Here is a 26,029-nt window from a genome sequence, read left to right on the forward strand (position 1 = left end):
TGACAATCTATCCCTTTTAAACTATAATATAGGATATATTATTCGGAAATGAGGTATTGGATTATGAGCTTTGAAGAATTCAAATCAATAATAGTAAACTCTAGACCGCAGAATTGGCTCTATGATGATGAGTTCGGTAAATATATTTACTTAAATGACATCAGTATTTCCATTACAGCAGATAGACGTGAGGAAAGCTTTAACGAAGAGTTTTACGAATCGTGGGTGACTAATTACTCTGATAAAAAAGCAACAAAACAAATTTTCTTCTTAAACTACAATGGAGACATGATCGAACCATTCTTCACAGCTTCTGTAGATGGAGGGAGAAGCTACATTCCGTTTCCGGATAGAAAAGATATGACGATTACTAGTGAACAGTATTCCATTGGGAAAATCGTGAATATACTTTTAAATGAAATAGGCTTTAATTTTGATAGTTACCTATCTGAAGCTGGAATTACAGTTAAATAAAACTATAAGTCACATCTAACAAGGTGTGGCTTTTTAATATTGGCTGTTTTCGAAAAGATGGTTGCTATGCAACTAATGGGGTAGTTTAGTTGAACAACGATATGGGTTTTTTAAATAATAGAAGATAAGTATATCTTCATCTTTCCGGGAAAGTGGAATGGGTTTAGTTAGGAGGTAGAGGTTTTGACTGTTTATGGTGTTTTGATTTTGGTAGTTGCAATATTTTTATTTTGGTGGCTGGATTACCTAATATTAAAAGTAAAAAATTAACATTTGTTATGATTAGTTTGGGATTGAATGTAATCGCAACCCCATTGGCTTTCTTTATAGGTGGAATGGCAACAGCTTCACCGACCAGTACTATGAATGATTTTTGGACAGGATTTCTTATCGTCCAGGGAATGCCACTTTTAATACTAATAATTGTAATCTTAAAATGGATTATCATTGATAGAAGAAAAAATAAATAAGCATATAAGTAGTAATAATTAATTAGGTTTTAAAAAGACAAGTTTGTGAAGAAATCTCAAATGATTCTAAGTCACGCTTACAATGAATTCTAGAAATGGCAGTTCAATCAATGCGACGTAATTTCTCAGTAATTGAAAATTTGAAAATAAGTAAAGTTTATTTACCAATCCTTGATAAGTTATTAAATGCCATCAGGCAAGATTATTACAATTCAAAAATGCTTTTGGCAAAAGATCATATAGCTAGGTAGAAAAATTATTAATCAGTTACCAAAATAAAGACCAGGCGCTCAATTGATAGTGAGTACCTGGTCATTTTTTGTTTAATATTCTCTTATTTCAAATGAAGCAATTTTATCATGTACAATATATTCTGTTACTTTTTTATAAGGAGATATTGATTTAGAAAATTTAAATGTTGAAGTTCCTTTTGCACTATCAAACCAATTTAAGTAGTTGTTTAAAACGGTATTTGTAACATCATATTCTTTTGTTATACCGTTTACTAATGTAATGCTTAAAATAGCATTTGAAAATTCATTGTTTGGTTTCTTAACAATTACTGTACTTGTGGCTGCAATATCAGTACCTTCAATTTTGGCAGTAATTATTGCTTCACCTTCGTGAAGGGCCGTGACATTACCATCCTGATCTACTGTAGCAATTGATTCATCACTTGATGACCAGATTACTTTTGCAGTATCAGATGTAGTTGTTGCTATTAGCTTATCTTGGCTACCTTCAAGTAATTCTAGATTATTTTTGTCTAAAGCTATGGAATCAATATTCGGAACATCATTTTCTGATATTAAAAATCCATCCACATCAATAGCATCTAGAGCAAAAGTATCGTTGTTTACATTATTTGTTATGTTTATCTCTACTTTGTGTTTACCATAAGGTAAATCTACTTTTTTATAGTATATAGACTGACTTTTTATACCATAACCTTTTGCCGAAGCTGCTTCAGAAACACCGTCAATAGTCACTGTGAAATCCGCCCTATTATAAGCAATGTAATCTAATAACATAAATTTAGTTCCCACAAAATAGAAGGTTAAACTCATATCTTTATCATAACCTTGTACTCGACTTTTTTTGTACAAATCATCGTGCGCAAATCGATACATGTTTGTATAATTTATTAATGGGTTTGAATCATCATATCGCTTCCATCCTTTTTCAGGTTTAAGTAACTGATCTCCGATTACCGCACTATTTTCAGGTGTATTATTTAAATTAGTTACCCCTTCTTCATAATCTACAACTTCTGCTGCATATGCATTCTCAATACTTATACTAACCAGTGCTACTAACATAAATGCTAGATAAATAAAACCTTTTTTCAATAACTTACTCACTTATGTATCCTCCTTTATAATTATATATAGGATTTTCTAAAAAAAACCTACGAAAACAACTTTAAACAATAAAAGACTTATTTACCATAATAAAAATCGTTTATTTTTGATAATAAAAAAGCCATTTGTTTGAGTGACTAATTTTTGAATTTTAAACTTCCCAAATTCGGCTCTTTCATATCGCCATTCATTTGTATTAAAAATAGCCCCTTTGCATGTGTGTGAACACGCGATTTTAGATGAAATCAATAATGGGATTAATAGATTTGCATTTAAAATTAAGAGGTGAATTTGAAGGTGCATATAGTCTAGTAATAAAGCTTTCTGTTGAATATTCATCCTACGATCTGTATTTTGCATTAATTTCTTATGCTGCCTCATTCCTTGCTTTCACATCTTTTTTGACATGGAGGATACAATCTATGAGTAGTTCACCAAGAAATTTAGAATATTGATGGGAATGCTAAATAGTCAATAATATCCATATGAATGTAAAAAGAGGTATAATAAAACTAAACAAAACAGATTAGAAGAAGAATGACTTGATAGGGGGAGTAGGAAACGTTTATTAATAGGTATAGCAGTAATTTGGTTGATTTTATGAGCTATGTGGTTTTTACTTTCAGGGTAACCAAGGTAGAGTGTTATCAGGTTATTAAACTAACAGAGCAGGATTTGTAAGGGGAGATTTGAAATGGCTGATTTATTTTTCTATTATTATTTTTTACCGTTGTTATTTTCTTTACTATGGTTTATCAATTTAGTTCAGTTAATGGAAAAACTAAAAAAAGATAGAGATATTAAAAATCAAAAAATACTAGGTTCGTTATGGAGTATCGGCTTTACATTTTCAGTTCTTTTATCGATATCTCTATTATTTTAGAGGATACATAAGAAAGGCCGCTCCGATATGGGGGGGCTTTCTGTTTATATATTCCCACCATTTAATAAATAAAAATATCCATGAATAAATTAAAAGCACTCATATTAATTAAGTGCTTTTATATCTGTTAGGAACGTATATCACTAAAAAATTTTAGCCATTCTTTTATATCATATGGGAATATGTCAAAGGTGTTTGTAACATTTTTAAGCATTTTATCAGTAAAATGGGCATAGCGATTCTGTTGCGGCAGCTTGCTATGCCTTATTCTTTGTTTTCAAAAGTGTATCAGTTGTTGCCGTCATTAATCTTTAGCATTAATGAATAGGTTCCTTTATCTGATTAGTAAAGCTCTATACGAATGTGAAAAAAGACCACTTTGAATGAGCGGTCTGAATAGGTAAAACGTTAAATAGTCTTAGATTATAATGAAGTGGACTTTCCTTTTTTCTCATTAATAATAAGGTCTTCTTTATCCGGGTGAGGGGGCTCAGTATATCCTTTACCCCTAGTAGATTCTTTCATGTTGCCTGGTTCTGCACCAGTAGAAAATGTTTGTTTTGTTGGCTCATCTGTTGCGAATTCTGTATCTTTTTTATCTCTTTTCATTTTGTCACCTCCTCCAAATATTATTTAACGTATTCCAATTAAATATCCCTCGTTTATTTCAAATTTTTTCAACAGCTTTTTAAAACATATTTAGCAATTATTTGTTACACACTTAAAAACTTACTTCGAACATAGTGAGTATCATTAAAGGCTGTATCTTGATAGGCAGTTTGTCGTGAAGGATAAATACTTTTGGTTATAAAAATAGAAATTATTTGTAAATAAAATATGATGGAGGCAGTTAGCATGGCCTAACTGTATGAGGAATATACTAGGTTTAATGAAAAGTAGAACAAAGGGGATGGGGAATATTGGATTATTAAATATTATCATGAGCGCTTTTGGGATTACTATGATTACTTTATTTATTTTTCTTTGGTCTCTTGATGAAGGGAAATGGAGTTTAATAGGTATTTCCTCTTACGCAATTCCTGTAGTTTTAGTTTATTTTGTTGTTTTTGTGTATGTGTAGAAGTTTAATAATTCTAGTAATATGAACTTCATATAGATCTGGTGGATGGCTTGCTCTATAACAAAACAAAAAAGGAATCACCATAAAATGGGTGATTCCTTTTAGCATTTTTTTCGCGTGAAATATTTATTGAAACAATAGGAAAAATTTAGCCAATAAAAAGATAGGGACCCCTACAATTATTACGCCTGCCAAGAAATAACAAAATAGCATAAATACATCGAAAATCGCACCGGCTAAATCATCAATGAATTTTAACATTTCATTTCCCTCCAAACATAATAAGTATAGGCACTTACAAATTGCGAAAGAGAAAAGCCTCAACGTTACTGTTGAAGCTATTAAAATCTTACATATTTTTAACTATCTCACTATTTAAAACTAAATCTGTATAAACAATACTAACATTCATCTAGATGTATAACAAATATTTAGGACTGCTCACATAGATGGAAGGCAATGATTTAGAGCTTCACTCATCATCAAAGATTTAATCACGGCTTGCATCATCCATATCATATTGTAAAGTCTTTTTTAAATAATAATGCTTAAAGTCTCTTCCTACTTGATCGAGGGTCCCAAAAATTTCATAATCATGATTTTCATAAAAAGTTAATGCTTGAAAGCTTAAGGTGTCAACCTTAATGAAATCGCATTTATTCTGTAATGCAATTTGCTCAATGGCTGCTAACAGTTTAGAACCATATCCTTGACCACGAAATTTTTCATCGACCATTAACGTGTGTATTTCTAACCAGTTCCAGCAAACTTCCCCTAATATACCACCAAAAATTTGATTGTCTTGGTCTGTTAGGAATAAATTAATTTCCTTATAGCGCCCTTGTAGGTCTTTTGGAAAGTGTTCTACATTATATTCATAAAGCATGTGATTAACATAAGATTTATTTTTTGCATCTAATTGTTGTGTAATTTGTAAGGACATCTTTTACTCCTTTAGTTGAAATGGTAAATTGCGTTTCCAAATCATATGGTGATTATTTGTTCCCCAAAAATGTTCAAGAACATAGTTTGGCTGTCCAAATTTTTTCTGCCAAACCAGTTGTGCTTGTTTATAGCCACTGTCTAAACAAAAGCTAGGGACGTTTTTCATTTCTAACGTTGTTAGCATTTTGTTTACTAGCATCGTTCCAATCCCACGACCTTGGTAGCTTGGATGAACATAAACAGTCCCAATTTCGGGACAATTCGACAGGTCTTCCTTTATCATTTTTTGAATGAATTCATTGGACTCCCCATACTCGATGGTGCCCACAATTTCTTTTGTATCTGCATCCTCAGCCAGCCAGAAAAACCTTTTTTGGCCCTGACTGTCAAAGTCAGCAGCTAAGTATTGTTTTTTCGTCGCCCATTCATGTTGTTGATCGTCCACCAGCTCTGCAAGTCCTTCTTTAGCAAAAGTATCCTGAATAACATGTAAAAAGAATTGGTGTAACGCAGGAGTATCTGTTTGCTCAGGGCGTCTGATGAATATTTTTCTCAAAAAAGAATTCCCCTTTTTATGTTTTAATCAAAATCTAGTCTTATCAATCAGTGGCAAGTTATAGCCACTAAATGTAGTTACGGCTTGGATAAAAGTTTTAAGATTACAGACGAATTTATGAAATAATTATGGCTGTGCACTTTAAAATTATAACATGTTCTCCTGCATTGGGTAATGATAGGGTATGATAAAATGCAAAGCAGTAAGGAGGGAACTACAAATGAAAGAAGTACTTAGGGACATAGATGAAGTAATAGAGAACATGCGTAGTTTTATTGCAGAGATTCAAAAACAAGATCCTTCATTTTACGCTGTATACCCAATGGTTTTTCACGATCCAATAGAAGATGAGAGTAGTCGATTGTTGGAGAGCCATTGGCAATTACCTGAAGAATATATTTACTTTTTGAAACATTATGTGGTGGAAGGAATTACATGGAATACAGGTGACTATTTAAACCTACAAATTTTTGGGGCTACGGATTTAGTGCGAGGACAGGATGGGTACAATTATAATCCTGTCACAGAAGAAGTCATTTCAGATTGGCCCCAACATTATTTAGTCATTGCTACGGATGAGGGAGATCCATATTGTATAGATTTATCGAGAGGAGATACGGCTATTTTTACCGCCTATCATGGTGCAGGAAGGTGGGATTTTGAAATGGCCTATGATCATCTCGTAGCGTTTCTTCAGAGTGTTCTAGTACCATCGCATTTAGAGGAGGAGCAGCTGGAGGAGCATTCTTACAATTACTATGAAGTGTATATTACCGGCAATGGGAAGGATAAGCTTAAAACTTTATTACTACTTAAAAAAATAATGTCCTGTGATTATTCAATAGCCAGAAAGTCTTTAGAACAGACGCCGATATTAATTTATAGGGGTGTGGAAGCGGGGGTGCTTCAATTAGAAAAAGAACTACAAGCGATTAGCGCAGATTATCAAAAAAAGAAAATAAGCTTAGCAGAATTTTTAACATGAGAAATTCAGCAAATTCATTAAATTTCTTATGATATACCTGAAAGGATGAGTAACGATGAAAGTAAATAAAGCAATAGCTGAATTAATCGAAACAGGAAGGGATTGAAATTTCAGCGAATCAGCCACACCAGATACGAAATGATTCGCAGGAGAATGTAGAGTTTTTGTTTTTTTCTCAGCCTACTGGCAGAAGTGGTTTGTAAGTTATCTAGATAAAACTTCATTCTTTTGTACGAAGTAAACGCCTTGTCTGACTAGTATAGTAGGGTTAACTAAAACGCAAGGGGTGGATTTTATGAAAATTTCGAGGGTTAAACTAGTTGTTCATGATGTACAAAAAATGCAGCAATTTTATTGTGAGCAAATGGGATTTGCATTGGTCAAAGGTACAGAGGATTATTTTACAATAGCTGTTGGGGAGAGTGAGATGACTTTCGAGAAGGTCTCTTCTCAAATACAAAAACAATATCATTTTGCTTTAAACATTCCAAGTAATTTATTTCAACAAGCAAAGGATTGGGCGAATGAACGAGTCGGCCTACTTTTTTCGGAAGGTCAGGATGAAGTTTATTTTCAATTTTTAAAAGCCTATTCATGTTATTTTTATGATCCTGAGGGCAATATAGTGGAGTTTATTTCTAGACAGGAAGTGAATCCAAAGCTCAATACAACGACTTTTTCAATCGATCAAGTGTTACATATTGGTGAAATTAATTTAACAACAGATGATATTTTAGCAGTAGCAGGAGAGTTAAATGAATATGGTATAAAGTCTATTAATAACAAAAATATTCAACAAGATTCCCTGAATTTTCTAGGCAACTATGAAGATGGAGCCAATATTTTAGTAGGACCTAGTGCTCGTCTGTGGTATTTTTCAGATAAGATTGCGCAGGTCAGCCCCATATGTATAGAAATAAATGACACTCTCCAATTAATAATGGATGAAATAGGTCATCTAACTGTCGTCAAATTATAGTACCTTGAATTTTGATTAAATATGTATAAATTGTATGTTCATTCTGATAGCTAGGGCGGGTTATTATTTGTATGTGATCAGTGATGTGATGGTGCACTCGGATTTTCAGTTAAATCATTGTCAGCAGGAAAAGAATGTGACGAACGAGCCACTGGAATGACGCTGTTTAATAGATAATCCATAAAGGAGCTAGTAATAGTGAAAGTAAAATCTCTTAAAATATATGACTATGGAAATCCTAAAGAGGTAATACGAGTTGAAAATAAAACCATTACACTTCCTACTCAACAGGAAATTCTTGTGCGTATGCTAGCAAGGCCGATCAATCCTTCTGATCTAATACCAATATGGGGAAAATATGCTCATCGAATCACTTTACCAACTGTTCCTGGCTATGAGGGTGTTGGAATAGTAGAGGCTGTCGGACCGCTTGTTACACCCAAGCTTCTTGGTCAGCGAGTGCTGCCTTTACGTGGAGAGGGAACTTGGCAAGAAATGGTGAAAACACAAGCTGCGTTTGCTGTAGCTATTCCTACTGAGATGGATAATTTTACTGCGGCACAAATGTATATTAATCCCCTTACAGCACTTGTAACTTGTACAGAGGTTTTAAAATTACGATCAAGTGATGTTTTATTAGTGAACGCTTGTGGCTCTGCTATTGGACATCTTTATGCGCAATTCGCGAAAGTATTAGGTTTCCAATTAATTGCGGTTACAAGAAATGGTCTGCATACAAATGCCTTACAGCAACTTGGCGCCAACTATGTCATTGATACGTCTCATATGCCACTTTATGAGACCGTGATGGCATTAACGAATGGAAAAGGTGCGGATGCTGCCATCGATTCCATAGGAGGAGACGCTGGCAATCAACTTGCATTTTGTGTGAAACCTGGTGGGAATTTTTTAGCCATTGGTCTTTTATCAGGAGTACAGGTAAATTGGGCAACCATTGTGAATGAAGCAAAGGTTCAGGCTAGGATGTTTCATTTACGCCACTGGCAACATCAGTCGACCCCAGAGAAATGGCAACAATTCATGCAACGGCTGATAAACCTCGTACATAATGGGGTATTAGCAATGATGAGCGTAAATACCTGCTTTCCATTATTGGACATTCACAAGGCCATAGATGCTGTTGAATCTGCCCATATTAATAAAGGAAAGGTTTTTTTAACAACTTAATAAAAGAAGAACACATTAACAAACAGCAGCATGTTAAGCTAATTTTGTTAGTGTGTTTTTTATTGGTGAGGATTTATTATGCAAGGAAATGGCTCGATACAAAAATATCCTATTTAAAAATGAATGAATCAAGAATTGTTTTTTGAAGAAACACTTTTTGTTCCGTCATATAAAGTTAATAACCAGAAGTGCTGTATTTAGAAAAGGGGAACAAACTGAAAGAGGTTATAAATCGGTTGAGAGAAGCAGATGCAAAGTCCATGCTCTTTTTGTCTTTATTGTACGAATCTGCAAATCTTATTAGGGAAATTAAAAGGAATGCTCCATTAGTAAGTAAAGTTATTTGATTAAAGTGTTCAGGCTGGTTTTATGGTATAATTTTGTGGACTATAAAGGTTTAAAGGAGTGAGAACATTGTTAAAAACTGAGGTATTTGAACAATTAAAAACGGCAATGAAAGAAAAAGATATTTTAGCAAAGGGTGTATTATCTCTATTAAAATCAGCTTTAGATTTGGCTGAAAAAGAAAAAGGAGAGCCTTTAACTGCAGATGAAGAAATGGCCATTGTAAATCGAGAGGTCAAACAAACAAATCAGGCTTTAGAGGGTGCTCAAAAAGCTGAGCGAGCAGATTTAATCGAGAAAGAGGAAGCTAAATTAGTACTTTTGAAATCTTTCTTACCAAAGCAACTATCGGAAGAAGAGATTGCTGAAAAATTAGTAGCCGCTGGTGTTGAAAAAGGAATGAATATGGGAGAAGCTATGAAAATTGCTAAACCATTACTTTCTGGTCAAGCTGAGGGTGCAGTGATTTCAAAAGTTGTAAAAAGTATTATTGCTTAATCTTCTACCATCTTGGTAGGAGATTTTTTTGTCCTCTAAAAAAACCGCTATGCCTTTTTGAGCACAGCGGTTTTGTTTATTTATAATTTAAATTTCTGGATGATATGGCGAAGTTCCTGTGCCATTTCAGCTAGGTTATTTGAGGATGCAGTAATTTCTTCAATACTTGCAGATTGCTCCTCGGAAGCAGCTGCCACATTTTGAATATTGCCTGATGATTGGACAGCTACGACTCCCACTTGTTCAACAGAAACAGCAATACTGCTAACTCCTTCGTTGATATTGGACATAATATTATTCACATGATCCATTTCCTTCGTCAGGTCTGTGATGTGGGCGTAAATATCAGCAAATGCTTCGCCTGAGGCATTGAAGGTTGTGGAGCTTTCCGCGAGATTGCTACTGCTAATCGCCATTGATTTCACGGCTTGCGCAGATTCCTCTTTAATCGTTTCAATGCGTGTACGAATACTATTTGTTGCATCTAATGATTGATCTGCTAGTTTACGTACTTCCTCTGCAACAACTGCAAAGCCCTTCCCATGTTCGCCTGCACGAGCTGCCTCAATCGAAGCATTTAAAGCAAGTAAATTGGTTTGATCCGTAATCTGTGTAATTAATGTTACAATATCTCCAATCTCATTTGTGTATGTGCTTAAGCGCTCCACAACTGTTGCGGATTCTTGAATAGCTTGAGAGGTAACGGCCATTTTTTCAGTGGCATCTTTAATGGTCGTATTGCCTTTTTCTGAAATCGCTGACGCATCAAATGCCTTTTCCGTCACATCCGTAACGCTTGTCACAACTTCAGACATTTTGCCCGAGATAGATGTAATATGACTCTCGACTTCCTCAATTGAATGGGTTTGTTTTTCTGAACCGGCTGCAACTTCTTGCATAGAAGAAGTAATTTGCTGTATGGATGCACTTGTTTGTTCAGAGCTTGCCGTTAATTCCTCAGACATGGCTGCCACTTGCTCAGCATTTTGAGCAATTTGCTGAATCAAAATGCGTAAATCCTCTGTCATATTTTCAATGCCTGATGAAAGTTGAGCAATTTCATTGGAACCCTTTATTTTAAGAGGTTCAACCGCTAATTCTCCCTGTGCAACTTGTCCTACATATTGCGTCATTTTTTTGATTGGCTTCGTAATGCCTACGCTAATAAAGTAAGCAACAATGATACCTAAAATCACAAAAATAACCGTCATAATAATACAAATCCAAAGTGTTTCTGCTTGAAGTTTAGAAATGAAGGATGCGTCCATATCTAAACCAAAAATAATATCTGTATCTTTAAATGGAATAAATATGGATTTATGGATACCATACTCATCTTTATAAATATCACTAGTTTGGATCGTTCCTGTGTTTATAGCTTCACGCATTTCTTCACTAAATTCATAATCTTGTTGATGATTGTCAGTATCACTTAAAGCGACGATATGCTCTTTACCATTTGCATTAGAAAGCACATAGGCATTTTCAATATCGTATTTTTTAACTGTTGCGTTCAATTGATCTAATAATTTTTTATATTTATCAGGACTACCATTATCCGCAGCCTTTACATCATTTTCCTCGATATCTTCAAATATAGTGCTCGATGTTATTTCTAATGTCGATTCAAATTGTTTAATAACAAAATTGTCGATAATACGATACGAAACAGCAAACAATACAATACTAAATATTAATGAAATAATTGCTATCGGAATAGTAAAGCTAGCAATATATTTATAGAGTAAAGAACTCTTAAATTTATTGACGATACGCAATTTGAGACGCCTCCAATACTTGAAGCTTTTTCTGTAAGAACTGAATCATATTAGGGATATGCTCAATTTCTGTATAGGGTGAAATGGAGAAGAACTTTGCCGCAGCCACTGGGACATGTTGTGTTGTATCATTTGTACGTACTGTGCAAACTCGAGTTGTATCACCAAAAAATACTTCGTCTCGACCTTCTCCGATAATCTCAAATAAAGAAGCATTGATAGCATTAATACGTTCAATTTGATCTTGTGAATAGTGACCAGCTTGTTCTGCTTGCCAGCTCAAACCATCTGGGTATAAACGGAAGGCAGTGACTGGCCCAATATTCATTTCATTGACAACCTGTAGGCTTGGTATTTTTGCAGCTAACTGTGAACGGAATGCTAAATTCACGCGTACATAATTGGCTAGTATTTGTTGATAGCCTTCCTTCCCAAATGCCTGCAAAGCAGCCAAAATGGCAATAGAGCTACCCATGCGAGAACATTCTAACGTGTAACCTGTATGATAGGAGCCGTAGCCACGATTACCAACATATGGTGTATCAAAGTCCTCTATATCTAATAGCTGTAAGCTTTTACCGTCTTTAATTAAGAATAAGCTTGTTAAATAAGGTGTTTGTCCAAGCTTTTGGAAATCAAAGCATAGGCTATCGGCAATTGCTAGATGCTGCATACGTTCATGGATCTGTGACAGACCTTGTAAAACATCCTCTTCAAATTGTAGCGGGTTTTTCTTGAAATCATAATCATTGAAGAATGCATAAAAACCACCTAAAGCTGAGTCCGCGTGAATATGTACTGGTTGTAGATTGTACTTTTGCTCAAGGCTAGTTGTGACTTCTTTTACCGCCTTTACATCATCAATGCCAAATTGATCTGTTGCACCTGTTGTTGCTACGACATAGACAGGAATACCGCCTTTTTCAATGACCTGAGTCATACGTGCGCGTAAGTCTTCCACATCCATTGCGTGATCTTTGCCTGCTTTTACGCGTACTAAATGTTTACTACCAATACCTACTGCTTCAATAGATTTTAAAAGACTATAATGTGCGTTTTCTGAAGCAAAGCAATATAAATTATTAGGAATACCATCTTCTTTAGCGTGTGGGAATTGCTTTGCAATAGCTAGACGTAATCCGCTGAAAACAGCCCCTTGACCGCCCCATGTAGTATAGCCAAAGCTTTTCGTGTAATCATAGCCTACTAATTTAGACATCATGGCCACTACTTTTACTTCGCATTCAGCGGCAGCCGGTCCATAAACGTCCCATAAGTTATTGCCATTCAGAAGGGCATTTGTAAACTGACCTAATACGCCAGGAATGCTGGCCATAGGTAAAACATTAGTGACAAAGTTACGCGTATGATAAGGATGCCCTTGCATTAATTGTGTTAATTCTTCTACCACTTGATCGAGCCCAACACCAGTAGTTGGCACTTGATGATCCTGCATCAGCTCTTGATAAAAATTAGCAGAGCGGTCTTTCATTGGACCTAGTGTAGTTTTATTTGGATCCTTTAACTTATCTAATGAAGAAACAATTTTCTCTAATAAGGATAAAAAATTCTCTCTTTGTTGAACATTTCCATCTTCGCTCTGGAATAATTGTTGGATATTTTGCATCATCATCATCCTTCGTAGTTCATATTTCCTCTATTTTCAATTAAGTGAAAATAGGTCCTTATACTAAAAGTATAATAGCATATTTTAGCAGAGATGGTGATTATATTTTACTGAAAAAATATATATTAACATTTCTGAAAAATCCAACATTGAGGAATTTTGTTGTTTAACTTTGTAATAAGGGAATATAGGCTGTGTAAAATTTGTGAAGGTGGAATGGTAGGAGAGTAAATAATATAAAATGCTATAATGTTAATATTATAGTAGATGTCCATAATATTGCTGCTTCATGGCTAATATTGACTAAGGAATCTGTCCTATAGTAGGCACAGATTCCTTAGTGTTTTTTTATTAATCGTTTTTGATGGTTAAAAGTTCATCAATTGTTACAAATGTATAACCCTCATCCTTCAATGTCTGTAAAATCTCCTTTATGGCCTGTAATTCATTATCTGTAGCATCATACATAGGATGCATTAAAATAATGGAACCCGGTTGGATGTTTTCCTTTACATACCTCACTTTTTCATCAGCCTGAGTGAAAAACGTATCAGGTTCTAAGTTCCATGTAATCGTCTCTCGCTGGTGTTTATTTAAGTAATAGGGAAGTCCAATTAGTTTTTTGCCGTATGGAGGTCTTACTACGATTGATTTCGTATAGCCAATATCAGCAATTAAATCATCGGTTTTTTCGATTTCATGTTTGATAAAGGAAGGACTTTTCAATACCATACGTTTGTGTGAATACGTATGATTACCAATTTGATGACCTGCCTCAGCAATTTTTCTTGCCTCCTCAGGCTGATCCTCTATATCCTTTCCGATTAGAAAAAAAGTTGCTTTCACTTGATACTCGTCTAGTAACGATAAAATAGCATCCGAATTTTTTGTGGGTCCATCATCAAAAGTCAACGCAACAACTTTGTTGTTTGTTTCAACATGAGAGGTTAGGTTTCCAAATAATTGATAATTGCGGGCGTTCATTAGTTTATAGGAGGAAAATGCTAAAGTGAGTATTATTAAAGTGACAATTCCACAATAGACGAGCTTACGTTCCATGAAAAATATCTCCTTCTAATATGAATTTGTGTATCTGAAGTAAATGTATGTCATCACGTATTCTTTTTCAATGACATTTTTTGTTTGAATAACAAAAAAGTAACCATACTATATCGGAGGTGAAGATATGTATAAATTACTATCACATAACGATTTAGATGGTGTAGGTTGTGGGATTCTAGCTAAGCTAGCGTTTAGCGATCAGGTGAAAATACGGTATAACTCTGTTACGGCACTTGACCGCGAGATTGAGTTCTTTTTGGACCATGAACAGTCAAAAACTTTTTTATTTATTACAGATCTTTCTCCGAATGAGGGGAACGAAAAAAGAATTGATGATTACTTTCAGGCTACTGGGAACGTGCAGCTTTTAGACCATCATCAAACAGCCCTCCACCTCAATCAGTACGAGTGGGGTAAGGTTATAATGGAAGATGAGCATGGTCTTTTAACGTCTGCCACATCATTATTTTATCAATATCTTGTCATGCATGGACTGTTAGAAAAAACAGATGTTCTTACAGAGTTTGTTGAGTTAGTGAGACAATATGATACATGGGAATGGGAAAAGAATGGAAATTATCAGGCTCAACGATTGAATGCACTCTTTTTTTTAGTGTCTATAGAGGAATTCGAAGAAAAAATGCTGGATCGTTTAAAAAGTCAGTCTCATTTCGACTTTGATGAATTCGAAAAGAAAATTTTAAGCATGGAAGAGGAGAAAATAGAACGTTATATTCGCCGAAAAAAACGTGAGCTTATACAAACTAATTTAGGTGACTTCTATGGTGGAGTGGTTTATGCAGAATCCTATCATTCTGAGCTTGGCAATGAATTAGGAAAAGAAAATATACATCTTGATTATATTGCAATGATTAATATGGGAAGTAAAAGAGTTTCCTTCCGTACGATACATGATCATATTAATGTGGCTTCCATCGCAACCTTGTTTGGTGGAGGAGGGCATCAAAAAGCAGCAGGGTGCTCATTAACAGTGGAGGCATATAAGCAATTTGTGTTAGAAACATTCCACCTAGAGCCAATTCCTGAGGACGCAAAAAGAAATCGCTATAACCTTAAGGGCGCCACCTTTGGAACCCTCTATAAAAATCGCCATGATGAATTCTTTCTTCTTTATTCAAATAATGAAATGAATTGGATCATTGAAATAAATAAAAATCGACTTGAGCAAACCTATAGGAGCTTTGAGGATGCCGAATGGTATGTAAAGCGATTTTACCAGGCTTGGCTAGTAAGAGATGATCTATTCGTGGACTATTTAATGGAAGAAGTAAATAAGGTGCGTCAACTAAAAAAAGGGATTGAATGATTCCTTTTATACATATTGAATTTGTCCAACTATGCTTTCTATTCAGGTTATATAATGACTCTTTACTAACTACAATAAAACATAACTATTTAAAAAAAAGAGGTGTACTTGTTGTCCGATGATATCTTTCGAGTTGTAGATTTAAATAAGGAAAATCGAGGACGCAAAAAGTGGAGAATTGTTGTTGTATTCTTATTAGTCTTAGTAGTTAGTAGTTCCTCTTTGCTGTATTGGCTGCGGGATAGGGGGGTGGATTTTGAAGCTTATAAAACAGAGGTAGGGGAAACAGCTAACAATAGTTTAGGGCGTTTAACATTAAATGAAGTAATCATGGATGACAATCAAATTTTACTGAATGCAACCTTCAAACCAACCAAAGAGTTTAAGCCAGATCATCAGGTGTTTTTCTTTCCTCAAATACTTGTGAATGGTAAGGATTATATGGTTCGTAATGGAGGGCAGTCTATTGCCAAATCTGCAAATGTTTATACCATCTACAATAGCATCAAAATGGATGATTTCCCGACAGATGAACATGTGGAATTGGACATTCGTTATAAAGATTGGAATGTAGAAACACGCATTGAAAAGCCGTGGGAATTTCAAGTAGAGGCATCACAAGAGCAATTACAAGAAGATCGACACATTTTTTCAATCGAAAAAAAAGTAAAACATATTGATCAGCAGGAATTAATGATTGATCGTGTTGTTTCCACACCTATCTCAACTACAATTTATTTTTCTACGGAGAAGAGTATTGTCAACGATGCTTTACACTTTAAAATTCAATCTAAAGGAGGGCAATCATGGACTTTTGAAACACCCTATCCTTTAAATAAAGAAGGAACAAAATGGGGAAGCCGTGTGGATGGACTATACTTATCTGAGAAAAATTATACGTTAACCCCTGTCGATAAGGATGGCAGTAAACTTGATACCACCATTAAAATAAAAAAAGATTAGCAATGAATGAAAATTTACAAACTCTTAATCTGAAAAAATCTATTTTCCATGTATGATGGATAAAAAGCTATGGAAAGTAGTGGAGAGTTTGCGAACGCTATGGGAGATTTTTTATGTTTCATTAAAATTAGGCTGTACCTCGTTTGGGGGACCAACAGCTCATTTAGGTTATTTTCAACAAGAATATGTGCAAAAGCGTAAATGGCTATCAGCCCAGGATTATAGCCAGCTTGTCATATTGAGTCAATTTTTACCAGGACCTGCATCTAGTCAGGTAGGTATGGGAATTGGCTTATTAAGGGGTGGTTTATTAGGAAGTGTACTCTCCTTTTTGGGCTTTACGCTACCTTCTGTGTTGTTATTGATGGTATTTGCCTATTTTTCCATGTATACAGAAATAAAAATGGATTGGATTCATGGCTTGAAGTTAGTGGCTGTTGCGATTGTGGCAAATGCAATATTTGATATGAGCAAAAAATTACTGTCAACAAAATTACATTGGTTAATGGCTATAATGGCGCTCATCATCGTGCTAGTATGGATCCATCCGTTGGCACAAATAGCAGCGATAGTACTAGCTGCTTGTATCGGTTTTCAACAAATAAAAAAAAGTAATGAAGATGCCCCTTTAGTGATTCAAGTACCTATTTCTAAATCCACGGGTATTGTTTTATTAAGCTTTTTTTTAATACTGCTCTTTGGCTTACCGATGATAAGTGCTTTATGGAATGATGAATGGATAACAATGTTTGAGAAGTTTTATCTAGCAGGTGCATTGGTATTTGGTGGGGGCCATGTGGTCTTACCTTTATTAGAGACACAGTTTGTTCAAAGTGGACAAATGAGTACAGCAGACTTTTTAGCAGGCTACGGTATGACACAGGCAGTTCCAGGGCCTTTATTTACATTTGCAGCTTATATCGGCATGGCTATTGCAGGTGTACCAGGAGCAATGATAGCCACTTTGGCAATTTTTCTGCCGGCATTTTTGTTAGTAATAGGCGCCCTCCCTTTTTGGTTCAGCTTAAGTCGCCATACCCGACTGAAGGGGGCAATGGCAGGAGCCAATGCGGCAGTTGTTGGTATTTTGACCGCCGCCTTTATCCATCCGATTGTGACACAGACTATTCAAAACGGTTTAGATATTATCTTTGTCGCGGTCTTTTTATGGGGTTTAATTCGATGGAAAATGCAACCTTATTTATTGGTGCTTTTAGGCATAGTAGTCGGAATCGTTTGTTATTCATGAATTACATTTTTTCTAGTGCTCGATTCATGCTTTACGTAGGAAATTAGCTAATTTTTTTGCTTCTTTTTCGCATTTCTCCATTAAAGCAGCACTTGTTACTGTAGGTATTTTTATAACATCATAGAATCATTTGTTCACTAGTAGGCTAGAGGAATATCTTTGGCTACTAGTTTTTAGTTTGTAAAAAAATAATGGGGGAAAATATTTGTGTAAACCCACTAGATGGTTTCATAGCGTTCCTTCTATTGATTCGTTATAATGTAGAAATGGAAAAGACTTAACGAGAAAGAAGGGATAGCTATGGCACGAGGTGTTTACATTCATATTCCTTTCTGTCATCAAATCTGTAATTATTGTGATTTCAATAAATTTTACTTTAAAAATCAACCAGTGGATGAATATATAGAAGCTCTTGGAAAGGAAATGGCGCTTGCAACGCAAAAAAATCCCGAAGGCTTTCGTCATATCGAAACAATTTTCTTAGGTGGGGGAACACCCACAGCATTATCACCACAGCAATTGGACAAACTTCTAACATTAATTCATACGTATATTCCAATGAATAGTGTGACAGAATTTACATCAGAGGCTAATCCAGATGAATTGTCTGCGGAGAAATTGCAAGTTTTGTTTGATGGCGGTGTCAACCGACTAAGCATGGGCGTGCAATCCTTCAATCAAGAACTGTTACAAAAAATCGGACGCACACATAGTAATGAGCATGTGTATAAAACAACAGCTTTAGCTAAAAAAATCGGCTTCCAAAATATTAGTATTGATTTAATGTATGGATTGCCAGGACAAACGATGGCCCAATGGAAGGACTCATTAGAAAAAGCATTGGTCCTTGATTTGCCTCATTTTTCTGCGTATTCCCTTATTGTGGAGCCAAAAACGATTTTTTATAATCAGTACGCAAAAGGAAAGCTCCTTTTACCAACAGAAGATTTAGAAGCAGATATGTACGATGTTTTAATGCAGCAAATGGAATTGCATGGTCTCCAACAATACGAAATTAGTAATTTTGCGAAGCCTGGTTATCATTCAGAACATAACAAGATTTACTGGGATAATGACGAATATGCTGGCTTTGGTGCTGGTGCTCATGGATATCTAGCAGGTGTACGCTACTCCAATCATGGACCATTAAAAAAATATATGGAAACTGTTTTGGCGGGGGAGCTTCCAATTGTCCATGAGCATGAGGTATCGCAGGCTGAAAAAAGAGAAGAACAAATGTTTTTAGGACTGCGTAAAACAGATGGAGTTAAGCACAGAATATATGAAGAAAAGTTGAAAACACCAATCGTAGCTCATTATGATTCTGTTCTGAAAGAGCTAGTATCAAAAGGACTTTTAGAACATGATGATATAGGTGTTCGACTCACAAGAAAAGGACGTTTTGTGGGGAATGAAGTATTTCAACAATTTTTGCTAGAAGAATGAGCGATATCGTTGACATAAATTGTGGGATTTGATAATTTAATAATAGTATTAGCACTCCTCTTGGTTGAGTGCTAACAGAGGTGATAATCATGCTAACAAATCGGCAGTTACAGATTTTGCAAGTAATTATAGATGACTTTATTTTATCTGCACAGCCGGTAGGTTCTCGCCAAATCTCCAAAAAACAAGGGATTACATTTAGTCCAGCCACAATTCGAAATGAAATGGCGGATTTAGAGGAATTAGGCTATTTAGAAAAAACACACACTTCCTCTGGTCGAGTGCCTTCGGAAAAGGGTTACAGATTTTATGTAGATCATTTGTTGAGTCCTCAAGGTATTAATTCGAGAGACATTCAACAGATCCAATCGATTTTCAATGATCGACTTGTAGAAGTAGAGCATATTATCCGAAAGTCAGCCAATATTCTATCAGAGCTGACATCTTATACTTCCATACTATTAGGGCCTGATGTTCAAAGACATCGTGTCAAAAGATTTTCGATTGTACCACTGTCTAGTGATACAGCAGTAGCGATTATCGTGACGAATAATGGACATGTTGAAAATCGCTTATTTAATTTACCACCTGATTTTACCGCTTCGGATTTAGAAAAAATGGTCAATATCTTGAATGATCGCTTAATAGGTGTGTCATTAGAAGAGCTCCATAAAAGCCTTGAAGCTGAAGTGTTGGCAGTATTACAGCAACATGTACAATCAGCGGATGATTTTATCCACGCACTCGTAACAGCGACAATGCATAATTCAGAAAGTAAAATTTTCTATGGTGGTAAAACGAATATGTTTAACCAACCTGAGTTTCATGATTTAAATAAAGTCCGTATGATATTGGACTTAATGGAAACGACCAGCCAAGTGCAGTCACTATTCCATCCAAATGAATCAGGAATTCATATTCGAATAGGCTCAGAAAATAAACAGCTAGAAATGGAAAATTGCAGTGTCATTACCACTACTTATTCTATTGGTGATGATCAACAGGGGGCCATTGCTATTATTGGTCCAACACGCATGGATTATAAGCGTGTGGTGGCATTATTAGACGTAATACGCTTGGACTTAACACAAGCATTTACGAAGAATCGTAGTGAATGATAATGAGGAGGATTCAAGTGACGGAAACAACTGAAAACAAAGATTTAGTACAAGAGGATGTACAAGCAGAAACGGCAACAGAGGAAGTAGAACGTTCAGAGGTTCAAGAGGAAATTGAATTATCAGTGGAAGAGCAATATGAGGCGAAACTTGCTGAATTACAAGCAAAGCTAGATGACGAGGAAAACCGACATTTACGCCTACGTGCAGATTTCGATAATATGCGTCGTCGTCAACAACTAGATCGTGAGGCTGCTGAAAAGTACCGAGCGCAAAGCTTATTATCTGATTTATTGCCAGTCCTTGATAATTTTGAGCGTGCATTACAGGTGGAGACAACTTCTGAAGAAACTGCATCTATTATTAAAGGAATTGAAATGGTGTATCGCTCATTGCTAGAAGCTACAGAAAAAGAAGGCCTGCAAGTGATAAAAGCAGAAGGCGAGCAATTTGATCCAAATATCCACCAAGCTGTTATGCAGGAACAGGATAGTGAAAAAGAAACGGGTGTAGTCTTACGCGAGCTACAAAAAGGATATATCTTAAAAGATCGTGTGTTACGCCCAACAATGGTATCTGTGAACGAATAGTCTTAGCACTATTTAGTCAATTAAAATTAGTGAAAAAACGCATCCCGTGCGTCGAATTAATAGGAGGAAATTTTAATGAGCAAAATTATTGGTATTGACTTAGGAACAACAAACTCTTGCGTTTCTGTACTTGAAGGTGGCGAACCAAAAGTAATTCCAAATCCAGAAGGTAATCGTACTACACCATCTGTTGTTGCATTTAAAAATGGCGAACGTCAAGTTGGTGAAGTAGCAAAACGTCAATCAGTAACAAACCCAAACACAATCATTTCTATTAAATCAAAAATGGGTACAGCTGAAAAAGTGACGGTGGAAGACAAAGATTACACTCCACAAGAAGTATCAGCTATGATTCTTCAATATTTAAAGGGTTATGCAGAAGATTACCTAGGTGAAAAAGTGACGAAAGCAGTAATTACAGTTCCTGCTTACTTTAACGATGCACAGCGCCAAGCAACAAAAGATGCTGGTAAAATCGCTGGTCTAGAAGTAGAGCGTATCATCAATGAACCAACGGCTGCAGCGCTAGCTTATGGCTTAGATAAACAAGATCAAGATCAAAAAGTGTTAGTATTTGACCTTGGTGGTGGTACGTTTGACGTATCGATCCTTGAGTTAGGTGATGGTGTCTTTGAAGTATTAGCAACAGCTGGTGATAACAAACTAGGTGGGGATGATTTCGATGACGCGATTATCGAATATCTAGTAGCAGAATTCAAAAAAGAAAATGGCATTGATTTATCAAAAGATAAAATGGCGATGCAACGTTTAAAAGATGCTGCTGAAAAAGCGAAAAAAGATTTATCTGGTGTAACATCCACTCAAATCTCTTTACCGTTCATTACTGCTGGTGAAGCAGGTCCTTTACACTTAGAAATCTCTTTAACTCGTGCAAAATTTGATGAAATTACATTACCATTAGTAAATCGTACAGTTGGTCCAGTACGACAAGCATTATCTGATGCAGGTCTTTCAACTTCTGAAATTGATCAAGTTATTTTAGTTGGTGGTTCTACTCGTATTCCTGCAGTACAAGAAGCAGTACGTAAAGAAACTAACAAAGAACCTCACCGTGGTGTAAACCCAGACGAGGTTGTAGCAATGGGTGCTGCAGTACAAGGTGGCGTATTAACAGGTGATGTGAAAGACGTTGTATTACTTGACGTAACACCACTTTCACTTGGTATTGAAACAATGGGTGGCGTGTTCACAAAATTAATTGACCGTAACACGACAATCCCAACTTCTAAATCACAAGTATTCTCTACAGCGGCAGACAACCAACCAGCAGTAGATATTCACGTACTACAAGGTGAACGCTCAATGGCGGCAGACAACAAAACATTAGGTCGCTTCCAATTAGCTGATATTCCACCAGCACCACGTGGTGTACCTCAAATCGAAGTAACTTTCGATATTGATAAAAATGGTATCGTATCGGTAAAAGCGAAAGACCTAGGTACAAACAAAGAACAAACAATTGTAATTCAATCTGATTCAGGTTTATCAGAGGCAGAAATTGAACGTATGGTAAAAGACGCAGAGGCTAATGCTGATGCAGATGCTAAACGTAAAGAAGAGGCAGATCTTCGCAACGAAGCTGACCAATTAGTATTCCAAGTGGATAAAACAATTACTGACCTAGGTGAACAAATTACAGAAGATGAGAAAAAATCTGTAGAAGATGCTCGTGATGAATTGAAAAAGGCACTTGAAGCTGGCGAATTAGAAGGCATTAAAGCAGCTAAAGAAAAATTAGAAGGTGTTTTACAGCCATTAGTTATGAAAGTTTATGAACAAGCGGCAGCAGCTGCTCAAGCAGCACAAGGCGGAGAAGCAGACGCTGGTGCTGGTAAAAAAGATGATGGTGTTGTAGACGCTGATTTCGAAGAAGTAAAAGACGATAAATAAGAATTAAAAGCACAGTAAAGTGAAAAAGCCAAAGACCGCTTGCGGCTTTGGCTTTTGTCATGAAGTAAGGTTATGGAACTAGTAAAGGTACCAATTAAGGAATACTTGCATACGTTAACACTGCTAGGAAGTAGTAAAAACCTCAAATTTATAGAGCGATTACTCGAAAAAATAAGGCAGTTTTATCGACTGCATGTTACAATAGATTTTATGCAAACAGAGCGGAGTGTGAATCATGGAGAAACGCGATTATTACGAGGTGCTTGGCCTAACAAAATCGGCAACAAAAGATGAAATCAAAAAAGCATACCGTAAATTATCAAAGCAATATCACCCTGACCTTAATAAAGAGCCGGGTGCAGATGAAAAATTCAAAGAAATCGCTGAAGCATATGAAGTATTAAGTGATGATCAGAAAAAAGCACGCTACGACCAATTTGGTCATGAGGACCCAAATGCTGGCTTTGGTGGTGGCTTTGGAGGCGGCGGCTTTGGCGGCTTCGAGGATATTTTCAGTTCATTCTTTGGCGGAGGTGGACGTCGTCAGGACCCAAATGCGCCACGCAAAGGTGACGACCTGCAATATCGCATGAATATTAAATTTGAAGAAGCTATTTTTGGGAAAGAAACAGAAATTGAAATTCCTAAAGATGAAACTTGCGAGACTTGTCATGGCTCAGGAGCAAAGCCTGGTACGCAACCTGAAACATGTTCGACATGTAATGGCGCTGGCCAAATCAACCAAGCAGTGGATACACCATTTGGTCGTATGATGAACCGTCGTTCTTGTACAACTTGTCATGGTACAGGGAAGATCATTAAAGAAAAATGTTCAACTTGTCGTGGAGAAGGAAAAGTTCAAAAACGCAAAAAAATTAAAGTGTCAATTCCAGCTGGTGTCGATGATGGTCAACAAATTCGTGTATCTGGTCAAGGTGAGCCAGGTATAAACGGTGGACCAGCAGGGGATTTATATATTATGTTCCGTGTTCAAGGTCATAATGATTTCGAACGTGATGGGGATGATATTTATTTCGAGTTGAAATTGACATTCCCGCAAGCTGCACTTGGAGATGAAATTGAAGTACCAACTGTTCACGGTAAAGTAAAACTACGCATTCCAGCCGGAACACAGTCAGGAGCTCAATTCCGATTAAAAGACAAAGGTGTAAAAAATGTTCATGGCTATGGCATGGGCAACCAGTATGTTACCGTGAAGGTGATGACACCAGAGAAGTTAACGGAAAAACAAAAGCAATTATTACGAGAATTTGCAGAAATTAGTGGCGATATCCCTGAAGAGCAAGGAAGTTCACTATTCGATAAAATTAAGAAAAAATTCCAAGGTGAATAATTAGAGGAGCTGAAGAGCTACGTGAAGTGGTCAGAATTATCCATTCATACAAAAAATGAAGCGGTAGAAGCAATTTCGAATATTTTGCATGAAGCAGGAGCAAGTGGTGTTGTTATTGAAGATTCTGCAGAGTTTGCGAAGCCCCGTGAAGATCAATATGGTGAAATTTATGCACTAAATGAAGAGGATTTCCCGAAGGATGGCGTCATTGTTAAAGCTTATTTATCAGAGTCTAGTTTCTTAAATGAAACGGTCGAGGAGATTAAAGCAGCTATTACGAATCTAACGAACTTTAACATTGATATCGGTGAAAATGTAGTATCCATTGTTGAGGTCAACGAAGAGGATTGGGCAACTGCATGGAAGCAATACTACCATCCAGTTAAAATTTCTGAACGCTTTACCATTGTCCCTACATGGGAGCAATATACGCCTGTTTCTACAGATGAATTAATTATAGAATTAGATCCAGGGATGGCATTTGGTACAGGAACACACCCAACTACAGTCATGTGTCTACAAGGACTTGAAAAGGTCATTAAAGAAGGGGATACAGTTGTTGATATTGGAACAGGGTCCGGCGTATTGTCTATTGGAGCGGCATTACTTGGGGCTAAAAATGTGCATGCCCTTGATTTAGATGAGGTAGCAGTTCGCTCAGCACAAGAAAATGTTGCCTTAAATAAAGTAGAAGACAAAGTAGCTGTTTTCCATGGAAATTTATTAGACACTGTTAAAGAACCAGCAGATGTGGTTGTCGCAAATATTTTGGCAGAAATTATTATGTCCTTCACTGACGATGCATTTACCATTGTGAAACCAGGTGGATTATATGTCACTTCAGGCATTATCGGTGCCAAACGCGATGATGTTAAAGTAGCTCTTGAGGCTTCAGGCTTTATGATTGAAGAAGTATTATTAATGGAAGATTGGGTAGCGATCATTGCCCGTCGTCCACTATAACTTGACGGAGGAAGCGCCAAATCGTAAGCCATGTGCTGGTGATTTGGTGCTTTATTTCTTGCTAGAAAGGACTGTGGAGCATGCAACGTTATTTTATTGAAACAGCCATAGAGAATGCACGTATTAGCGGAGAAGATGCACGGCATATTGAACGTGTGATGCGCATGAAACAAGGCGATCAGATCATTGTTGTTGCACAAAATATTGCTCATATTTGTAAGATTACAGGCTTTGAAGGTGATGAGGTAGCGATTGACGCTACGGGCGAAACAATCCCTTCTTCTGAGCTACCTATTCAAATAACAGTAGCTTGTGGCTTACCAAAGGGTGATAAGCTAGAGCTGATTACACAAAAAGCGACAGAGCTTGGTATGTTTGCCTTACTGCCATTCGAAGCCGAACGCTCAATTGTGAAATGGGACAAGAAAAAAGGGGCTAAAAAGCAAGAAAGATTGCAAAAAATTGCAAAAGAGGCGGCTGAACAAGCCCATCGTACACATATTCCAGCGGTGTATGAACCTGTTACATTTAAACAATTGTTACAAGATATAGACCAATTTGATGCCGTTTTTATTGCAGACGAAGAGGATGCAAAGGCTGAGAAACGCACCAGATTTGCGGACAAGCTTAAACTTGTGCATGAGAAAAAATTAACATCAATCCTTATTATATTTGGTCCAGAGGGTGGCATTTCTCGTAAAGAGGCAGAGGCCTTGTTACAAGCAGGTGCTCAAACCATGTCTTTAGGACCAAGAATTTTACGAGCAGAAACAGCACCACTGTATGCGTTGTCTGCCATCTCATATGAATTTGAATAATACTGAGTCATAAATAAATTCTTTCATGAGGAGCAATAAGAAGGCCACCTAATATTAA

Annotated in this window: 24 protein-coding genes; 16 read left to right on the top strand and 8 right to left on the bottom strand. The window is 36.2% G+C overall.

Features of this window, described 5'->3' with window-relative positions; genetic code table 11:
• The first annotated feature begins 63 nt into the window (after positions 1-63).
• Positions 64-474: a hypothetical protein gene (locus ACOZBY_RS07125; protein ID WP_422761877.1), complete on the top strand. Its 411-nt coding sequence runs from the start codon at positions 64-66 to the stop codon at positions 472-474.
• Between the two features lie 793 nt (positions 475-1,267).
• On the opposite strand, the gene ACOZBY_RS07130 is transcribed toward ACOZBY_RS07125, so the two are convergent.
• The gene (locus ACOZBY_RS07130) at positions 1,268-2,305 is read right to left on the bottom strand and encodes an Ig-like domain-containing protein (protein WP_422761879.1); all 1,038 of its coding nucleotides are present in this window, start codon (positions 2,303-2,305) and stop codon (positions 1,268-1,270) included.
• A gap of 694 nt (positions 2,306-2,999) precedes the next feature.
• Here ACOZBY_RS07130 and ACOZBY_RS07135 point away from each other — a divergent pair.
• Complete coding sequence (locus ACOZBY_RS07135) at positions 3,000-3,188, top strand: hypothetical protein (protein ID WP_012295345.1); 189 nt, start codon at positions 3,000-3,002, stop codon at positions 3,186-3,188.
• 423 nt (positions 3,189-3,611) lie between these two features.
• On the opposite strand, the gene ACOZBY_RS07140 is transcribed toward ACOZBY_RS07135, so the two are convergent.
• The 4 genes from ACOZBY_RS07140 to ACOZBY_RS07155 form a co-directional block, all read right to left on the bottom strand.
• Positions 3,612-3,797, bottom strand: a complete 186-nt coding sequence (locus ACOZBY_RS07140; RefSeq protein ID WP_012295344.1) for a hypothetical protein — start codon at positions 3,795-3,797, stop codon at positions 3,612-3,614.
• A 598-nt stretch (positions 3,798-4,395) separates the two neighbouring features.
• Entirely contained in the window at positions 4,396-4,530 is a 135-nt protein-coding gene (locus ACOZBY_RS07145; protein ID WP_255250367.1) for a hypothetical protein, read from the bottom strand.
• A gap of 229 nt (positions 4,531-4,759) precedes the next feature.
• Positions 4,760-5,212 (bottom strand): GNAT family N-acetyltransferase, encoded by a 453-nt coding sequence (locus ACOZBY_RS07150; RefSeq protein ID WP_036164254.1) that lies wholly within the window; start codon positions 5,210-5,212, stop codon positions 4,760-4,762.
• A 3-nt stretch (positions 5,213-5,215) separates the two neighbouring features.
• Entirely contained in the window at positions 5,216-5,770 is a 555-nt protein-coding gene (locus ACOZBY_RS07155; protein ID WP_031417065.1) for a GNAT family N-acetyltransferase, read from the bottom strand.
• A 220-nt stretch (positions 5,771-5,990) separates the two neighbouring features.
• Between ACOZBY_RS07155 and ACOZBY_RS07160 the strand changes: the two genes are divergently transcribed.
• From ACOZBY_RS07160 to ACOZBY_RS07175, 4 genes are all read left to right on the top strand, one after another.
• The gene (locus ACOZBY_RS07160) at positions 5,991-6,755 is read left to right on the top strand and encodes an SMI1/KNR4 family protein (RefSeq protein WP_012295340.1); all 765 of its coding nucleotides are present in this window, start codon (positions 5,991-5,993) and stop codon (positions 6,753-6,755) included.
• Positions 6,756-7,050: 295 nt separating this feature from the next.
• Positions 7,051-7,734 (top strand): VOC family protein, encoded by a 684-nt coding sequence (locus ACOZBY_RS07165; protein ID WP_289449602.1) that lies wholly within the window; start codon positions 7,051-7,053, stop codon positions 7,732-7,734.
• 198 nt (positions 7,735-7,932) lie between these two features.
• Positions 7,933-8,922, top strand: a complete 990-nt coding sequence (locus tag ACOZBY_RS07170; protein ID WP_031417062.1) for a zinc-dependent alcohol dehydrogenase family protein — start codon at positions 7,933-7,935, stop codon at positions 8,920-8,922.
• Positions 8,923-9,336: 414 nt separating this feature from the next.
• On the top strand, positions 9,337-9,765 hold the full coding sequence (locus tag ACOZBY_RS07175) for a GatB/YqeY domain-containing protein (RefSeq protein WP_031417061.1): 429 nt from the start codon (positions 9,337-9,339) through the stop codon (positions 9,763-9,765).
• Positions 9,766-9,845: 80 nt separating this feature from the next.
• On the opposite strand, the gene ACOZBY_RS07180 is transcribed toward ACOZBY_RS07175, so the two are convergent.
• The 3 genes from ACOZBY_RS07180 to ACOZBY_RS07190 all read right to left on the bottom strand — a co-directional run bounded on the left by ACOZBY_RS07180 (position 9,846) and on the right by ACOZBY_RS07190 (position 14,229).
• Complete coding sequence (locus ACOZBY_RS07180; protein WP_422761883.1) at positions 9,846-11,543, bottom strand: methyl-accepting chemotaxis protein; 1,698 nt, start codon at positions 11,541-11,543, stop codon at positions 9,846-9,848.
• Complete coding sequence (locus ACOZBY_RS07185; protein ID WP_422762177.1) at positions 11,527-13,170, bottom strand: pyridoxal phosphate-dependent decarboxylase family protein; 1,644 nt, start codon at positions 13,168-13,170, stop codon at positions 11,527-11,529. Before ACOZBY_RS07185 ends, ACOZBY_RS07180 begins: the two co-directional genes overlap by 17 nt.
• A 351-nt stretch (positions 13,171-13,521) precedes the next feature.
• The gene (locus tag ACOZBY_RS07190) at positions 13,522-14,229 is read right to left on the bottom strand and encodes a polysaccharide deacetylase family protein (RefSeq protein ID WP_036217169.1); all 708 of its coding nucleotides are present in this window, start codon (positions 14,227-14,229) and stop codon (positions 13,522-13,524) included.
• A gap of 127 nt (positions 14,230-14,356) precedes the next feature.
• Here ACOZBY_RS07190 and ACOZBY_RS07195 point away from each other — a divergent pair, with 127 nt between their 5' ends.
• The 10 genes from ACOZBY_RS07195 to ACOZBY_RS07240 all read left to right on the top strand — a co-directional run bounded on the left by ACOZBY_RS07195 (position 14,357) and on the right by ACOZBY_RS07240 (position 25,971).
• A complete protein-coding gene (locus tag ACOZBY_RS07195; protein WP_012295333.1) occupies positions 14,357-15,559 on the top strand; it encodes a DHH family phosphoesterase in 1,203 nt (400 codons plus the stop codon).
• Between the two features lie 102 nt (positions 15,560-15,661).
• The gene (locus ACOZBY_RS07200; protein WP_231112962.1) at positions 15,662-16,522 is read left to right on the top strand and encodes a DUF4179 domain-containing protein; all 861 of its coding nucleotides are present in this window, start codon (positions 15,662-15,664) and stop codon (positions 16,520-16,522) included.
• A gap of 52 nt (positions 16,523-16,574) precedes the next feature.
• A complete protein-coding gene (gene chrA / locus ACOZBY_RS07205) occupies positions 16,575-17,771 on the top strand; it encodes a chromate efflux transporter (protein WP_422761886.1) in 1,197 nt (398 codons plus the stop codon).
• Between the two features lie 300 nt (positions 17,772-18,071).
• Entirely contained in the window at positions 18,072-19,217 is a 1,146-nt protein-coding gene (gene hemW / locus ACOZBY_RS07210) for a radical SAM family heme chaperone HemW (RefSeq protein ID WP_012295330.1), read from the top strand.
• 89 nt (positions 19,218-19,306) lie between these two features.
• The gene (hrcA, locus tag ACOZBY_RS07215; RefSeq protein ID WP_031417050.1) at positions 19,307-20,335 is read left to right on the top strand and encodes a heat-inducible transcriptional repressor HrcA; all 1,029 of its coding nucleotides are present in this window, start codon (positions 19,307-19,309) and stop codon (positions 20,333-20,335) included.
• Between the two features lie 17 nt (positions 20,336-20,352).
• Positions 20,353-20,925 (top strand): nucleotide exchange factor GrpE, encoded by a 573-nt coding sequence (gene grpE / locus ACOZBY_RS07220; protein WP_031417049.1) that lies wholly within the window; start codon positions 20,353-20,355, stop codon positions 20,923-20,925.
• Positions 20,926-21,000: 75 nt separating this feature from the next.
• Complete coding sequence (dnaK, locus tag ACOZBY_RS07225) at positions 21,001-22,836, top strand: molecular chaperone DnaK (RefSeq protein ID WP_012295327.1); 1,836 nt, start codon at positions 21,001-21,003, stop codon at positions 22,834-22,836.
• A 235-nt stretch (positions 22,837-23,071) separates the two neighbouring features.
• Positions 23,072-24,190, top strand: a complete 1,119-nt coding sequence (gene dnaJ / locus ACOZBY_RS07230) for a molecular chaperone DnaJ (RefSeq protein ID WP_012295326.1) — start codon at positions 23,072-23,074, stop codon at positions 24,188-24,190.
• A 21-nt stretch (positions 24,191-24,211) separates the two neighbouring features.
• Positions 24,212-25,153, top strand: a complete 942-nt coding sequence (gene prmA / locus ACOZBY_RS07235) for a 50S ribosomal protein L11 methyltransferase (RefSeq protein ID WP_031417048.1) — start codon at positions 24,212-24,214, stop codon at positions 25,151-25,153.
• A gap of 80 nt (positions 25,154-25,233) precedes the next feature.
• A complete protein-coding gene (locus ACOZBY_RS07240; protein ID WP_012295325.1) occupies positions 25,234-25,971 on the top strand; it encodes a 16S rRNA (uracil(1498)-N(3))-methyltransferase in 738 nt (245 codons plus the stop codon).
• Positions 25,972-26,029: the final 58 nt, after the last annotated feature.

Source organism: Lysinibacillus sp. NPDC056220 (genome assembly GCF_049315265.1).
Taxonomy (GTDB): domain Bacteria; phylum Bacillota; class Bacilli; order Bacillales_A; family Planococcaceae; genus Lysinibacillus; species Lysinibacillus pinottii.

Bases quoted from the DNA above. Each gene is read 5' to 3' on its own strand.
- ACOZBY_RS07135 (WP_012295345.1), top strand. From the start codon at position 3,000: ATGGCTGATTTATTTTTCTATTATTATTTTTTACCGTTGTTATTTTCT.
- ACOZBY_RS07125 (WP_422761877.1), top strand. From the start codon at position 64: ATGAGCTTTGAAGAATTCAAATCAATAATAGTAAACTCTAGACCGCAG.
- ACOZBY_RS07140 (WP_012295344.1), bottom strand. From the start codon at position 3,797: ATGAAAAGAGATAAAAAAGATACAGAATTCGCAACAGATGAGCCAACA.
- ACOZBY_RS07145 (WP_255250367.1), bottom strand. From the start codon at position 4,530: ATGTTAAAATTCATTGATGATTTAGCCGGTGCGATTTTCGATGTATTT.
- hemW (WP_012295330.1), top strand. From the start codon at position 18,072: ATGGCACGAGGTGTTTACATTCATATTCCTTTCTGTCATCAAATCTGT.
- ACOZBY_RS07185 (WP_422762177.1), bottom strand. From the start codon at position 13,170: ATGCAAAATATCCAACAATTATTCCAGAGCGAAGATGGAAATGTTCAA.
- ACOZBY_RS07240 (WP_012295325.1), top strand. From the start codon at position 25,234: ATGCAACGTTATTTTATTGAAACAGCCATAGAGAATGCACGTATTAGC.
- ACOZBY_RS07190 (WP_036217169.1), bottom strand. From the start codon at position 14,229: ATGGAACGTAAGCTCGTCTATTGTGGAATTGTCACTTTAATAATACTC.
- ACOZBY_RS07165 (WP_289449602.1), top strand. From the start codon at position 7,051: ATGAAAATTTCGAGGGTTAAACTAGTTGTTCATGATGTACAAAAAATG.
- ACOZBY_RS07160 (WP_012295340.1), top strand. From the start codon at position 5,991: ATGAAAGAAGTACTTAGGGACATAGATGAAGTAATAGAGAACATGCGT.
- dnaJ (WP_012295326.1), top strand. From the start codon at position 23,072: ATGGAGAAACGCGATTATTACGAGGTGCTTGGCCTAACAAAATCGGCA.
- dnaK (WP_012295327.1), top strand. From the start codon at position 21,001: ATGAGCAAAATTATTGGTATTGACTTAGGAACAACAAACTCTTGCGTT.
- hrcA (WP_031417050.1), top strand. From the start codon at position 19,307: ATGCTAACAAATCGGCAGTTACAGATTTTGCAAGTAATTATAGATGAC.
- ACOZBY_RS07150 (WP_036164254.1), bottom strand. From the start codon at position 5,212: ATGTCCTTACAAATTACACAACAATTAGATGCAAAAAATAAATCTTAT.
- chrA (WP_422761886.1), top strand. From the start codon at position 16,575: ATGATGGATAAAAAGCTATGGAAAGTAGTGGAGAGTTTGCGAACGCTA.
- ACOZBY_RS07195 (WP_012295333.1), top strand. From the start codon at position 14,357: ATGTATAAATTACTATCACATAACGATTTAGATGGTGTAGGTTGTGGG.